Genomic DNA, 15184 nt, shown 5'->3' with positions numbered 1-15184 from the left:
TCTTCATGTTGTTCGGCGGCTTCGACATTGTCGTCATCGTGCTGGTCATCTTCGTCATCCTCGTGCTCTTTGCCGGGATCAAGACCGTGCCGCAGGGCTACCGCTATACGATCGAGCGCTTCGGGCGGTATACCCGCACGCTGGAGCCCGGCCTCAACCTGATCACCCCGTTCATCGAGCGCGTCGGCGCCAAGCTGAACGTGATGGAACAGGTGCTGAACGTGCCGACCCAGGAGGTGATCACCAAGGACAATGCCTCGGTTTCGGCGGATGCCGTCTCCTTCTATCAGGTGCTGAACGCCGCCCAGGCCGCCTATCAGGTCTCCAACCTCGAAAACGCCATCCTCAATCTCACCATGACCAATATCCGTTCGGTCATGGGTTCGATGGATCTCGACGAACTGCTTTCCAACCGCGATGCGATCAACGACCGGCTGCTGCGCGTCGTCGACGAGGCCGTGCATCCCTGGGGCATCAAGGTCACCCGCGTCGAGATCAAGGACATCCAGCCGCCGCGCGACCTCGTCGACGCGATGGCCCGCCAGATGAAGGCCGAGCGCGAGAAGCGGGCGCAGGTGCTGGAGGCCGAAGGCTCGCGCAACGCGCAGATCCTCCGAGCCGAAGGCGCCAAGCAATCCGCCATTCTCCAGGCCGAAGGCCAGCGCGAGGCCGCCTTCCGCAACGCAGAAGCCCGCGAACGCCTGGCCGAAGCCGAAGCCAAGGCGACGAAAATGGTCTCCGAGGCGATCGCCGCCGGCGACATCCAGGCGATCAACTATTTCGTTGCGCAGAAATACACCGAAGCGCTCACCTCGATCGGTTCGGCGCCCAATTCCAAGATCGTCATGATGCCGATGGAAGCCTCTTCCATCTTGAGTTCGCTCGGCGGCATCGGCGCCATTGCCCGCGAGGTCTTCGGCGATGCCGGCAACAGCCCGGCAACCCCGCCGCCGCTGCCGCCGCGTCCGCGCCCCGCACCGGCGCGCTCGACGCCGCCGATCAATCCGTCGACTCCCAATCCTTTCAATCCCGATCAGGAGCGATAAGCCATGCTGGCGAAGATCATCGCCGAACTCGGTCCGTGGAGTTGGTGGGTCGCAGGCCTCGTGCTGCTCGCCGCGGAAATGATCGTACCCGGCTTCTTCCTAGTCTGGATCGGCCTTGCCGCCTTGATCGTCGGCGCGCTGTCGCTGCTCTTCTGGGACAGCGCCTTCTGGGTCTGGGAATTGCAGGCGATCCTTTTTGCGCTGCTCGCCGTTGCCACGACCTTCGCCGGCCGGCGGCTGACGCTGCGCAATGCAACGACCGACGAGCCCTTCCTCAATCAGCGCGGCGCGAGCCTCGTCGGCCGCACGGCGACGCTGCACGAACCGATCCGCGAGGGCCGCGGCCGCATCCGCCTCGACGATACGCTATGGCAGGTGATGGGACCGGACCTGCCGGTGGGAACACAGGTGAAGGTGGTTTCAAGCAACGGCCGCGACCTGACGGTCGAGCCCATCTGATCAAACGAGCTTGATCGAACGAGCTTGATCAGGCGACGCCGATGCGCAGCAGGTCGTGGAAATGCACCAGTCCGACCGGCCGGCGGTCGTCGTCGATGACGATCAGCGCGCCGATATGATGCTGGTTGAGCAGCGCCAGCGCCGCGGTCGCCAGTATCGTCGGCTTCACCGTCTTCGGCGTCTTGGTCATGATATCGTCGACCGCGAGCTCGGCCAGATTGCGGGTCAGATTGCGCGCCATATCGCCTTCGGTGACGATACCGCAAAGCCGGCCATCCTCATCCAGCACGCCGACGCAGCCGAAATGCTTGCGCGATAACACCGTGATCGCCTCCGGCATCGGCGTGCCCTTGGCAACGAGCGGCAGCCGCTCGCCGGTATGCATGATATCGGCGACATGCATCAGGCTGGCGCCCAGCTTGCCGCCGGGATGGAAGACATGGAAATCCGTGGCGGTAAAGCCGCGCGCTTCCAGGAGCGCCACTGCCAGCGCGTCGCCGAGCGCAAGCTGCATCAGCGTCGAGGTCGTCGGCGCCAGCCCATTGGGGCAGGCCTCCTGTTCGTTCGGCACAAGAAGGACGATATCGGCGGCGGTCGCCAGCGAGGAACGGTCGCTGCAGGTGATTGCGATCAGCGGAATGGAGAAGCGCCGGGTGAAGGAGATGATGCTCTTGAGCTCGGCGCTCTCGCCGCCTTTGGAAATCGCCAGCACGACATCGTCGCGCTCGATCATGCCGAGGTCGCCGTGATTGGCTTCGGCCGCATGCACGAAAAAGGCAGGTGTCCCGGTTGAAGCGAATGTCGCCGCGAGCTTGGCCCCGATATGGCCGCTCTTGCCGACGCCGGTGACGATGACGCGGCCGGAGATGTCGCCGATGACTTCGACGGCCCGTGTCAGAGGATCGGCCAAGCCATTGTCAAGGGCCCGTTCCAGCGCTTCAAGACCGCGTCTTTCGGTCTCTATCGTGCGTTTTGCCGATTCGAGCACGCTGTTTTCAACGAGGTTTATCGCTCTTCTGTTCATGAAGTTGCGTTAGACCTTTTCACTTTCCAAGTCCACCCCGCACTCTTTCCGAAATGTGAACGGCGCCCGCTGACGGCAACGAATGATTAACCACAAGGCTTTACCTTTGGGTAAGAACCGAAAGCATGTCAGGCGCGAATTGCATGGGCCAGCCAAAACAGACGAGCAGTGTGACGCCGCTCCGCGCCATGAGCCGTGCCGTCTCTTTTGCCGCGTTCGGAGGCCTGATTCTTGCCCAGACGGCAGCCCTTGCGCAGTCCGCCGCACAGCCGGCAGGGATGGCAAACAGCCGCTCCGCGGCCAATCAGGACAAAAGCACCACGAACAACGCCGCCGCCACCGGTTTCGATGACGAGACCGACGGTGCCGCCGCGCCTGCGGCAAATGGTGCGACCGCGAATGCCGACGATGCCCAGCAGAGGCCAGCCATACCGGATGCGCAGGCCGGCGACGACATTACCGGCTCCATCCTCGACGAGGACATACGCCGGCTGAACACCCGCGAAGCGCCGCTCGACGAGACGCTGCCGCGCCGCAGGGCTGCCACAAGCGCCTCGACGGAGGAAACGCCGGGAATCCCGATCGGCACGTTCGTGCTCCGCCCGAGCGTCACCCAGAGCATCAACACCGAGACCACCAAGGACGGCAATACCCGACAGCGGCGCGCCTTTTTCGAAACAGACGCGGCAGCGACCTTGACCTCCGACTGGGGCCGCCATCAACTGTCCGTAACCTCGGAAGGTGCCTATCAGAGGAATATCAGTGGCGAGGGCGAAGAACAGCCCTCCTTCAAGATCAACAGCGACCTCAGGCTCGATCTTCCCGACGACACCACGGCGCACCTGACCGCCGGTTACAATTTCTACCGCGAGGATACGGACGATCCCGACGCCATCGCCAATGCCGCGCAGCAGTCTGATGTACAGGAATTTTCGGCCGGCGCCTCCGTCCAGCGCGATTTCGGCATTCTACGCGGGACGACGGCCCTTGCCATGACCCGCTCGATTTATTCGGATGCCAAGCTTTCGAACGGCACGACCGTCACCCTCAGCGATCGCGACCAGACGACGGGTACGCTGCGCGGCCGCGTCGGCTACGAGCTGTCCCCCGCGCTCATCCCCTTCATCGAAGCCAACATCGGCCGCACGATCTATGACGAAACGCGCGACTCGGCCGGCTATGAGCGCTCGGGGCACAGCTATGGCGCCAAGGTGGGCGTCGAAGTCGATCTCGGCGAGAAACTGAAGGGTGAAGTCGGCGTCGGTTACGAGCAGGCCGATTTCGAAGACAGCCGCCTGTCCTCGATCGATACGGCGACACTCGATGCAAGCCTGCTCTGGTCGCCGATCCGCGGAACCGACGTCAATTTCGACCTGCAAACCAGCATTCAGCCCTCAACGACTGCCGGTGAGAGCGGCTACGTCTCGCACGCACTGACGACGACGCTCACCCACCAGCTGCGCGACAATCTGGTCGGGACGATGATCGGCGGGGTAATATGGCGCGACTATCCCACGGATAGCACCATCAACGACGAGCTCGTCTATACCGCCGCGACCGGCCTGACCTGGAACATCAACCGCTATCTCGATTTGACCAGCACGCTCGGCTACGAGCTGACGACGCGCAAGGAAGGCACCGACTCGCAGCAATTTCGTGCCGGCGTCGGCCTCAAGCTGAAACGTTAAACGCCGCGCATCCAGCCCGGATGCGCGGCGTTCTGTCACTTCATAATCCAGGCGTAGCCCTTACTTCAGGCCGGCAAGCAATTCCCTGAAGCCGCCTTCGACGGAGGGACGAATATCGGCGCGTTCGAGAGCGAAGGCGACGTTTGCCAGGATGAAGCCGTCCTTGGCGCCGCAGTCGTAGGTCGCGCCGCGGAAGTGGTAACCGGCGAAATCCTGTTCCTTCAGCAGCTTCAGCATGCCGTCGGTGAGCTGGATCTCGTTGCCGGCGCCGCGCTCCTGGGTTTCGAGGATCTTGAAGATCTCCGGCTGCAGGATGTAGCGGCCGTTGATGAAGAAGTTGGAAGGTGCCGTCCCCTTGGCAGGCTTTTCCACCATGCCGGTGATGCGGAAGCCGTCACCGATCGCTTCGCCGACGCCGACGATGCCGTATTTATGCGCCTGGTCGGGCGCGCATTCCTCGACGGCGATGATATTGCCGCCGCTCTGGGCGTAAAGTTCGATCATGCCCTTCATGCAGCCCTTGTCGCCCTTCATGATCATATCGGGCAGCAGCAATGCGAAGGGCTCGTCGCCGACGATCTCGCGGGCGCACCACACGGCGTGGCCGAGGCCGAGCGGCTCCTGCTGTCGGGTGAAGCTCACCGTGCCGGCCTTCGGCAATTGCTGGGCCAGAAGGGTGATCTCCGCCTTCTTGGCGCGCTCGCGCAGCGTCTGTTCCAGCTCGAAATGGATGTCGAAATAGTCTTCGATGACGTGCTTATTGCGTCCGGTGACGAACACCAGATGTTCGATCCCGGCCTCGATCGCCTCATCGACGACATACTGAATGATTGGCTTGTCGACGACGGTCAACATTTCCTTCGGAACAGCCTTTGTCGCCGGCAGGAATCGCGTCCCCAATCCGGCCACCGGAAATACTGCTTTACGAACTTTGTTGTGTTGAGCCACACCGGCCTCCTGCTTCGATCATATCGCTTTGGAAATAGGGCTTTTTAGCCTTAACTAGTATAGAATTGCTACTGTTTTGCAATGGTGACCGCAGCGGTTCGCTATGGTAAAGAATTTGTTGACTCCGTTCCTGTAGTCTTGGTTCTGGCGCGGACATGATGCCTCGCTGTCCCCGGAAACTGAAGATGACGGATACGACTGTCGATGACCCAGAATCACAAAAACTCCCTTCGTGGTCTTGCTCTCGCCCTCATTGTCGCCGCCCAGGTGGGGCTGGTCCCCGACAACGCTAGAGCTGATTCCCGGTTCCAGAAATGGATCGCGGATTTTTACCAAACAGCCGCTCAGAGTGGCATCAGTAAGGCAACTTATCAAAAGGCCTTTTCCGGGGTGAGCGAGCCTGATCCGACCGTGCTCGAAAAGGCCGCCTATCAGCCGGAATTCACCTCGAAGATCTGGGACTATGTCGATTCCCGCGTCAATCCCTACACGGTCAAGATCGGCCGCGAGATGGCCGCCAAACACGCAAGAACACTCGATGCGATCGAGCGGCGATTCGGCGTCGACAAGACCATTCTGCTCGCCATCTGGTCGATGGAATCGAATTACGGCGCGATTCTCGACAAGGACGACCGGCTGCACTATGTGCCGCGCGCGCTGGCAACGCTGGCCTATGCCGATCCGAGCCGCGCCAAATTCGCTAAGAAGCAGCTGGTCGCCGCGCTGAAGATCCTGCAGAACGGTGACGTGCCGGCTCGCGAAATGACCGGCTCCTGGGCCGGCGCCATGGGCCACACCCAGTTCATCCCGACAAGCTACCTGCTTTATGCCGTCGATGCCGACGGCAACGGCCATCGCGATATCTGGAACTCGGTGCCGGATGCGCTGGCGACTTCGGCCAATCTCCTGATGAAGAACGGCTGGGACACCGGCAAGACCTGGGGCTACGAGGTCGTCGTTCCCGCGGCCGCGGCCAAGCAGGCCGGCAAGACCCATACGCTGGCCCAATGGGCAGCGCTCGGCCTGACACGCCCGAACGGCAAGGCCTTCCGCGACGGCGGCACCAAAGCCATGCTGAAGATGCCGGCCGGAGCCGGTGGCCCCGGCTTCGTGATGACCGCCAACTTCTTCACCATCAAGAACTACAATGCCTCGGACAGCTATGCGCTTGCCGTCGGCCTGCTGGCCGACCAGATCGCCGGCTACGGCGGCATGCAGCAGCGCTGGCCGCGCCCGGACGGCGCCCTTGATATCACTGAGAAATTCGAGCTGCAAACGCGTCTGAAGACACTCGGCTATTACAATGGCGAGGTCGACGGCAATTTCGGCTCGGGTTCGAAGGCGGCGATATCAGCCGTGCAGGAGCGCATCGGCATGCAGCCGGACGGCGAGCCCTCCTTGCCGCTTCTGAACGCGCTGCGTCGCTAGATCGGGATGATCCCGGCCGAATCCGCCGGGAAGCTGAACCCGCATTTGGATCAAGAAAGTAGGGCATGACACCGCCCGAAAACCACACACACTTTTCGGCATGCTGCTCTACAACAGCCAGAACCTTGACCTAGATAGCGAGAGTGGACGCTGGCCTACCCCACGTGCAAGATGCCGGCAGATGCGGAACTGCCCATGACGAAGAAAACTGATCGCACCCCAATCCGTTGGCTCATGCTCGCCTTGACGGCGGCTTCGCTATTCGTTGGCGCGCTTGCGCCGATGCAGGTTGCCGAAGCCCAGGAGCAGCGCTACCAGCGCCGGTCGATCCTCGATTTCCTCCTCGGCCGGCGCTATCTCGACGACGCACCGCAGGCGCCTGATGTCCAGCAGCCGAGACGCCAGCAGCGCAAGCGCCCGCCGGCGCAGAAAGCCATCGTCAATACCCGCACCGCGCCGCCGGTCCGCGCTCCCGTGCAGGAGGAGCCGGCGGTGCAGAAGCTCGGCGACGCCCGTAAGATCCTGATCGTCGGCGATTTCCTGGCGAGCGGCCTCGGCGACGGCCTCACCGCCGCCTTCGAGACCTCGCCCGGCGTCGTCGTCGAAGCCCGCGGCAACGTCTCCTCGGGCCTGGTTCGTGACGATTATTACGACTGGCCGGCACAGCTGCCGAAGATGATCGACGAGCTGAAGCCGGCGATGGTCGTCGTCATGATCGGCGCCAACGACCGCCAGCAGATGGTGACCGACACCGCCAAGGAAAAATTCCGCACCGATGGCTGGTTTACCGAATATCGCCGCCGTGTCCTTTCCTTCGGCAAGGAGGTCACCGCCCGCAAGATCCCGCTGCTCTGGGTCGGCCTTCCCGCTTTCCAGTCCGATTCGATGACGGCCGATGCCGTCCAGATGAATCAGCTTTACCGCAACCAGGTTGAAAGCATCGGCGGCGAATTCGTCGACATCTGGGATGGTTTCGTCGACGAAAACGGCACCTTCATCGTCACTGGTTCGGATGTGAACGGCCAGCAGGTGCGCCTGCGCACCTCCGACGGCATTAATCTTACGCAAGCCGGCCGGCGAAAGCTCGCCTTCTATGTGGAAAAGCCGGCCCGGCGTCTTCTCGGCACCCAGGCAAGCCCCGACCTAATTCGCCTCGACTCCAGCAATCTGCCCGGCCTCGGCCTCCCCGCCAATCCGGTCGAACATACCGTGCCGATCAGCCTCTCCGATCCCAATCTCGACGGCGGCGCCGAGCTTCTCGGCGCCAGGCCGCCGCCTGTGGCTTTGACGCGGTCGCCGCGCGACCTCCTGGTCGAGCAGGGCGAAATGACGCCAGCACCTCCCGGCCGCGTTGACGATTACCGCCTGCCTGCCGCAAAGGCGCCGGCCGAAGTCTCGGTCAAATAAAGAGACCGCCCGCTCTGCTGCGCTGGATCAGCGATCAATCGCGGCGGGCGGCATTGTGCTTGCGGTTACAAGCTGCTCTTCGGCGAGCATAAAAGCACATCTCCTGCGTAACAGCGTCCTGCAATTCGGCTAGCTCTAGATCGTAGATCAGTCGGCAACGCGCTGTGCGTGAAGCAGCCTTTCGCTCCCTTCCCGTCTAGGTCGCCGCCTACGGCCAGCTCAAATAATAATGGTTGGAGCCGATAGGCCGAAGAAGGCATCGCTGTCGTCCGTCTGAAGTCGATCCGGCTGCTGACATCGATATCCTTGCCGTTGTCCGAGCTTTGCGGCACGGTTTCCGTGGCAAGCGGTCGCATCACGTCCTGGCGGACGCGCGGCGCTCCATGAAAAAACTCCGCCGAAAGGGCGGAGTTCTTGTCTTCTTGAAGGTGCGAGCGGCCGGCGGTCAGTTCGGCAGGACGGTCGAGCCCATCAATGCCTCGTCGATCGCGCGCGCCGCCTGGCGGCCTTCACGGATCGCCCAGACCACCAGCGACTGACCGCGGCGCACGTCGCCGGCCGTCCAGAACTTGTCGATCGACGTCTTGTAGTCGCGGTCGTTGGCGACGACGTTGGTCGAGCCGCGCTTGTCGGTGTTGAGCGTCAGCTTGCCTTCGAGTTCCTTCAGCACGCTTGATGTGAACGGGCCGCGGAAACCGATGGCGATGAAGGCGAGATCGGCCCGGATGACGAATTCCGTGCCCGGAACCGGCCGCCGGCGCTCATCGACCTCGCAGCACTTGACGCCGGTCAGCACGCCGTCTTCGCCGACGAACTCGAGGGTGGCTACCTGGAATTCCCGCACGGCGCCTTCGGCCTGCGAGGAGGAGGTGCGCATCTTCGTCGCCCAGAACGGCCAGACGGCAAGCTTGTCTTCCTTCTCCGGCGGCTGCGGCCGGATGTCGAGCTGGGTAACCTTGACGGCTCCCTGGCGGAACGCCGTGCCGACGCAGTCCGAAGCCGTATCGCCGCCGCCGACGACGACGATATGTTTGGCGCCGGCAAGGATCGGGTCCGATGGCCAGCCGACGCTGTCGATGTTCTCGCGACCGACGCGACGGTTCTGCTGGACGAGATAGGGCATCGCATCGTGGACGCCCGCAAGCTCGGTGCCGGGAATGCCCGCCTCGCGCGGCGTCTCGGAGCCGCCGCAGTAAAGAACGGCGTCATGATCGGCGAGTAGCTGCTCGACCTTGACATCGACGCCGACATTGACGCCGCAATGGAAGGTGACGCCCTCGCCCTTCATCTGCTCGACGCGGCGGTCGATGAAGTTCTTCTCCATCTTGAAATCGGGGATGCCGTAGCGCAGCAGCCCGCCCGGCTTTGTCTCGCGCTCGTAGACATGCACCTCGTGGCCGGCGCGGCCGAGCTGCTGGGCGGCCGCCATGCCGGCGGGGCCGGAGCCGATGACGGCGACCTTCTTGCCGGTATGCACCGTCGCCGGCTGCGGCCGGATGAAGCCGAGCTCATAGGCCTTGTCGGCGATCGCCTGTTCGACCGTCTTGATGGCAACAGGCGCATCCTCGAGATTCAGCGTGCAGGCTTCCTCGCAGGGTGCCGGGCAGACGCGGCCGGTGAACTCAGGGAAGTTGTTGGTCGAATGCAGGTTCTGGATCGCCGCTTCCCAGTTGTTGTTGTAGACGAGGTCGTTCCAATCGGGAATCTGGTTGTGAACCGGGCATCCGGTCGGGCCGTGACAATAGGGGATGCCACAGTCCATGCAGCGCGCGGCCTGTTTCTGCACTTCCGGGTCCGACATCGGGATCGTGAACTCGCGGAAATGACGGATACGATCCGACGCCGGCTGATACTTCGCTACCTGCCGGTCGATTTCCAGAAACCCTGTTACCTTACCCATGCTTTCGTCCCTTACCCTCATGACCGCCTCACCGCAGCCAATCTGTCTATCGTCAGTCCCGGTATCCGGGGCAAGTTGCTTCTCTTGACCGTCATTGGCGCATATCCCCTGGAAGACATCCGTACGATCTGGACAGGTTTCGCTGCCGGCATGATCGGAGTCATCGAGATATTTTCGTCATCCGTCACCTGCGGTCAGCAGGTGACGGATGTCCCAGTGCAAATCATTCCGCGGCGATGCCCATCCGGCTGCGCTCCATTTCCTCGAGCGCACGGCGGTATTCGACCGGCATGACCTTGCGGAACTTCGGACGGTAGTCGGCCCAGCTGTCGAGGATCTGCTTGGCGCGGGTCGAACCCGTATAGTGCAGATGGTTGGAGATCAGCTGGTAGAGGCGCTCCTCGTCGTGGCGCGTCATGTCGCCGGAAACGTCGACACGTCCCTTGTGCATGAGATCGCCGCCGTGATGATGCAGCTTCTCCAGCATGTCGTCCTCCTCGGGCACCGGCTCGAGTTCGACCATCGCCATGTTGCAGCGGCTGGCGAAATCGCCGGTTTCATCGAGCACATAGGCAACACCGCCGGACATGCCGGCCGCGAAGTTACGGCCCGTGGCGCCAAGCACGACGACGACGCCGCCGGTCATATATTCGCAGCCATGGTCGCCGACACCCTCAACGATGGCGATCGCACCCGAATTGCGCACGGCGAAACGTTCGCCCGCAACACCCCGGAAGTAGCATTCGCCCTCGGTCGCACCGTAAAGCACGGTGTTGCCGACGATGATCGAGTTCTCGGCCACGATCCGTGAATTCTCCGGCGGCCGGATGATGATCTTGCCGCCCGAAAGCCCCTTGCCGACATAGTCGTTGCCGTCGCCGATCAGGTTGAAGGTGACGCCACGCGCCAGGAAGGCGCCGAAGCTCTGCCCCGCCGTACCGCGAAGTGTGACATTGATCGTGTCTTCCTTCAGCCCGCGATGGCGGAAGCGCTTGGCGACCTCGCCGGAGAGCATCGCGCCCGCCGAACGGTCGACGTTCTTGATGCCGACCTCGAAGGCAACGGGTGTCTTGGCGGTCAGCGCCGGCTGTGCCTGCTCGATCAGCACGCGGTCGAGAATATCGTCGATCGGGTGCTGCTGCCGGCTCGTCCAGAAGGTCTCTTCCTTGGCGGCATCGACCTTATGGAAGATGCGGCTGAAGTCGAGGCCCTTGGCCTTCCAGTGCGCCAGCATCTCGTCCTTCTCCAACAGCTCCGAAGCGCCGATGATCTCGTCGAGCCGGGTAAAGCCGAGCGAGGCGAGAATTTCGCGCACTTCGTTGGCGACGAAGAAGAAGTAGTTGATGACGTGCTCCGGCGTGCCCTTGAAGCGCTTGCGCAGCACCGGATCCTGGGTTGCCACGCCCACCGGACAGGTGTTGAGATGGCACTTGCGCATCATGATGCAGCCAGCCGCGATCAGCGGCGCGGTGGCGAAGCCGAACTCGTCAGCGCCGAGCAGCGCCCCGATGATGACGTCGCGGCCGGTCTTCAACCCGCCGTCCACCTGCAATGCGACACGCGAGCGCAAGCCGTTCAGCACCAACGTCTGCTGGGTCTCGGCAAGGCCGATTTCCCAGGGGCTGCCGGCATGCTTGAGCGAAGTCAGCGGCGATGCACCCGTGCCGCCATCGAAGCCGGCGACCGTGATATGGTCGGCACGCGCTTTGGCGACGCCGGCGGCGACCGTGCCGACGCCGACTTCGGAGACGAGCTTGACCGAGACATCCGAGGTCGGATTGACGTTCTTTAGATCGTAGATCAGCTGCGCCAGATCTTCGATGGAATAGATGTCGTGGTGCGGCGGCGGCGAAATCAGGCCGACACCCGGCGTCGAGTGGCGGGTCTTGGCAACCGTCGCGTCAACCTTGTGACCCGGCAGCTGGCCGCCTTCGCCAGGCTTGGCGCCTTGCGCCACCTTGATCTGCAGCACGTCGGCATTGACGAGATATTCGGTGGTGACGCCGAAGCGGCCCGAGGCAATCTGCTTGATCGCCGAACGTTCCGGGTTCATCGAACCGTCGGCCAGCGGCATGTAGCGGTCGGATTCCTCGCCGCCCTCGCCGGTGTTCGACTTGCCGCCGATCCGGTTCATGGCGATCGCCAACGTCGTATGCGCCTCCCTGGAGATCGAGCCGAAGGACATCGCTCCCGTCGAGAAACGCCTGACGATATCGGCCGCCGGCTCGACCTCGTCGATCGAAACCGGCGTGCGGCCGAGCGCCTCGGCGCTCTTCATCCTGAAGAGGCCGCGGATCGTGTTCATGCGCAGCGCTGAATTGTTCACCATCTCGGCGAATTCGCGGTAGCGATCCTCGGCATTGCCGCGCACCGCATGCTGAAGGGCAGCGACTGCATCCGGCGTCCAGGCGTGGCTTTCGCCGCGCATGCGGTAGGCATATTCGCCGCCGATGTCGAGCGTCGTCGCAAGAAGCGGATCCTTGCCGAAGGCCGAGTTATGGCGGGCGACGGTTTCGGCGGCAATCGCCTCGAGGCCGACACCTTCGATCATCGTCGCGGTCCCGAAGAAATATTTGTCGATGAGTTCCGACTGCAGGCCGATCGCATCGAAGATCTGCGCCCCGCAATAGGATTGATAGGTCGAGATACCCATCTTCGACATGACCTTGAGGATGCCTTTGCCGACCGCCTTGATGTAGCGGTAGACGATTTCGGAAGCATCCACTTCCTTCGGGAATTCGCCCTTGGCATGCATGTCGAGCAGCGTGTCGAAGGCGAGATAGGGGTTGATTGCCTCGGCGCCGTAGCCGGCGAGCAGGCAGAAATGATGCACTTCGCGCGGTTCGCCGGTCTCGACGACGAGACCGACCGAGGTGCGGAGCCCCTTGCGGATCAGGTGATGGTGTACGGCCGCCGTCGCCAGCAGCGCCGGAATGGCGATCCGGTCCGGGCCAATCTGGCGGTCGGAGAGCACGATGATGTTGTAGCCGCCCTTGACGGCCGCTTCCGCGCGCTCGCAGAGTCGGTCGAGCATCTCCGGCATGCCTTCGGCGCCACGCTCGATATCATAGGTGAAATCAAGCGTCTTAGTGTCGAAACGATCTTCCGTATGGCCGATCGAGCGGATCTTCTCGAGATCGCCGTTGGTCAGGATCGGCTGACGCACTTCAAGCCGCTTGGCGTTCGCCGCGCCCTCGTGGTCGAGAATGTTCGGCCGCGGCCCGATGAAGGACACCAGGCTCATGACCAGTTCCTCGCGGATCGGGTCGATCGGCGGGTTGGTCACCTGCGCGAAGTTCTGCTTGAAATAAGTGTAGAGCAGCTTCGGCTTTTCCGACATCGCCGAGATCGGCGTATCCGTGCCCATCGAGCCGATCGCCTCCTGGCCCGTCGTCGCCATCGGCGACATCAGGATGCGAGTATCCTCGAGCGTGTAGCCGAAGGCCTGCTGGCGATCGAGCAACGACACGTCGCGGCGCAGCGCCCGTGGCTCCACCGGCTTCAGATCTTCGAGGATGAGCTGGGTGCGGTTCAGCCAGCTGCGATAGGGATGCGCCGTCGCCAGCTGCGACTTCACCTCGTCGTCGGAGATGATGCGGCCTTCCTCCATGTCAATCAGCAGCATCTTGCCCGGCTGCAGGCGCCACTTCTGGATGATCTTCTCTTCCGGAACCGGCAGCACGCCGGCTTCGGACGCCATGATGACGCGGTCGTCATCGGTGACGAGGTAGCGCGCCGGCCGCAGGCCGTTGCGGTCGAGCGTAGCACCGATCTGCTTGCCATCGGTGAAGGCCACGGCAGCCGGACCGTCCCAGGGCTCCATCAGAGCGGCATGATATTCGTAGAACGCCTTGCGGTCGGCCGCCATCGATTGGTTGCCGGCCCAGGCTTCCGGGATCAGCATCATCACCGCATGTGCCATCGAATAACCGCCGCGCACCAGGAATTCGAGCGCGTTGTCGAAACAGGCCGTATCCGACTGACCCTCATAGGAAATCGGCCAGAGCTTGGAAATGTCCTCACCGAACAGCGGCGAGGAGACCGACGCCTGGCGCGCCGCCATCCAGTTGACGTTGCCGCGCAGCGTGTTGATCTCGCCGTTATGGGCGACCATGCGGTAGGGATGCGCGAGCTTCCACGACGGGAAGGTGTTGGTCGAGAAACGCTGGTGCACCAGGGCGACCGCGCTTTCGAAGCGCGGATCCGACAGGTCCTTGTAATAGACGCCGACCTGATAGGCCAGGAACATGCCCTTGTAGACCACCGTCGCCGACGACAGCGACACCGGATAGAAATTGCTCTCCTCGCCGTCGAACTCATCATAGATACGGTTGGAGATCACCTTGCGCAGCGTGAACAGCCGGCGCTCGAACTCGTCGTTGTTTTCGGCATCCTCGCCGGCGCCGATGAAGACCTGCACATGATGCGGCTCGGTTGCGGCAATCGCCGGCGCCTTGGAGAGCGAGGAATTGTCGACCGGCACGTCGCGAAAGCCGATGAAGACCTGGCCTTCCTCGGTGATGACGTCTTGGATCACCTTCTTGAAGTGCTCGATCTGCTTTTCATCGCGCGGCATGAAGATATGGCCGACGCCATATTCGCCGATCGGCGGCAGGGTGATGCCCTGCTCGGCCATCTCCTCGCGGAAGAAACGGTCGGGGATCTGCACCAGGATGCCGGCGCCGTCACCCATCAGCGGATCGGCGCCGACGGCGCCGCGATGCGTCAGGTTCTCGAGGATGAACAGGCCGTCCTTGACGATCTGGTGCGACTTCTGGCCCTTCATATGCGCGACGAAGCCGACGCCGCAGGCATCGTGTTCGTTGCGCGGATCGTAGAGGCCCTGTTTCTTCGGCAGGCCGGAGGCGGATGTGGAGATATTGGCCGTCGCGCGCACCTCGGCAGCAGCAAACCGGTCAAATTCCATGGATGGCGTCTTCGTCATCATCTTTCCTCCTGTCGAAGCCCGCGGGGCCGCGGGCGGCTTTTCGTCATGCGCCGCAACCCGAAGATAGGTTCGGCGCGTGACAGCGCTGTTGCAGTGTGAAGATCGGCCGCAGACATCTGCTTCAAAGGAAAGCAAACCGTCGCGTTCCGCGCCTGCCATTCGCCTCCGCGCGCCGCCGGCAAGGCTTTGACGCTCGGAAGAACTATAGCGTGAAAGCCGGTCTGTTCCAGGGCTTTCGGCGCCTCTTCGGCCACAAAGGCCAAAATAGGACAGCAACACTGTCCTAATTCATCAGTTCTATGCCAGAAAGCATTCGGCTCCGCAAGAGCGCTCTGT

The 15184-nt window shown here is 62.7% G+C and carries 9 protein-coding genes; 5 read left to right on the top strand and 4 right to left on the bottom strand.

Annotated elements, in window-relative coordinates; genetic code table 11:
- The first annotated feature begins 5 nt into the window (after positions 1 to 5).
- Both FHX10_RS28095 and FHX10_RS28090 read left to right on the top strand, forming a co-directional pair.
- Entirely contained in the window at positions 6 to 1046 is a 1041-nt protein-coding gene (locus FHX10_RS28095) for an SPFH domain-containing protein (RefSeq protein WP_028756669.1), read from the top strand.
- A 3-nt stretch (positions 1047 to 1049) separates the two neighbouring features.
- Positions 1050 to 1505 carry an NfeD family protein gene (locus FHX10_RS28090; protein ID WP_028756670.1) on the top strand — a complete coding sequence of 152 codons (456 nt, stop codon included), beginning with the start codon at positions 1050 to 1052 and terminating at the stop codon, positions 1503 to 1505.
- A gap of 28 nt (positions 1506 to 1533) precedes the next feature.
- Here the strand turns inward: FHX10_RS28090 and FHX10_RS28085 are convergent, their stop codons facing one another.
- Positions 1534 to 2529, bottom strand: coding sequence for an SIS domain-containing protein (locus tag FHX10_RS28085; protein WP_047616405.1), 996 nt, complete (start codon positions 2527 to 2529; stop codon positions 1534 to 1536).
- A gap of 143 nt (positions 2530 to 2672) precedes the next feature.
- On the opposite strand from FHX10_RS28085, the gene FHX10_RS28080 reads away from it, so the two are divergent.
- Positions 2673 to 4217, top strand: coding sequence for an outer membrane beta-barrel protein (locus FHX10_RS28080; protein WP_097595161.1), 1545 nt, complete (start codon positions 2673 to 2675; stop codon positions 4215 to 4217).
- Positions 4218 to 4277: 60 nt separating this feature from the next.
- Here FHX10_RS28080 and galU read toward each other — a convergent pair whose 3' ends face one another.
- A complete protein-coding gene (galU, locus tag FHX10_RS28075) occupies positions 4278 to 5165 on the bottom strand; it encodes a UTP--glucose-1-phosphate uridylyltransferase GalU (RefSeq protein ID WP_063475331.1) in 888 nt (295 codons plus the stop codon).
- 204 nt (positions 5166 to 5369) lie between these two features.
- On the opposite strand from galU, the gene FHX10_RS28070 reads away from it, so the two are divergent.
- Together FHX10_RS28070 and FHX10_RS28065 are read left to right on the top strand one after the other, a co-directional pair.
- Positions 5370 to 6593, top strand: coding sequence for a lytic murein transglycosylase (locus tag FHX10_RS28070; RefSeq protein WP_063475330.1), 1224 nt, complete (start codon positions 5370 to 5372; stop codon positions 6591 to 6593).
- Positions 6594 to 6764: 171 nt separating this feature from the next.
- A complete protein-coding gene (locus FHX10_RS28065; RefSeq protein WP_028756674.1) occupies positions 6765 to 8000 on the top strand; it encodes an SGNH family hydrolase in 1236 nt (411 codons plus the stop codon).
- Positions 8001 to 8445: 445 nt separating this feature from the next.
- Here the strand turns inward: FHX10_RS28065 and FHX10_RS28060 are convergent, their stop codons facing one another.
- Both FHX10_RS28060 and gltB read right to left on the bottom strand, forming a co-directional pair.
- On the bottom strand, positions 8446 to 9900 hold the full coding sequence (locus FHX10_RS28060) for a glutamate synthase subunit beta (protein WP_028756675.1): 1455 nt from the start codon (positions 9898 to 9900) through the stop codon (positions 8446 to 8448).
- 223 nt (positions 9901 to 10123) lie between these two features.
- Positions 10124 to 14848 carry a glutamate synthase large subunit gene (gltB, locus tag FHX10_RS28055; RefSeq protein ID WP_176707375.1) on the bottom strand — a complete coding sequence of 1575 codons (4725 nt, stop codon included), beginning with the start codon at positions 14846 to 14848 and terminating at the stop codon, positions 10124 to 10126.
- Positions 14849 to 15184: the final 336 nt, after the last annotated feature.

This window comes from Rhizobium sp. BK591 (genome assembly GCF_014195045.1).
GTDB lineage: Bacteria > Pseudomonadota > Alphaproteobacteria > Rhizobiales > Rhizobiaceae > Rhizobium > Rhizobium anhuiense.
Note: the sequence above shows the minus strand (reverse complement) of the source record. Positions and strands in the feature narration are given on the sequence as shown.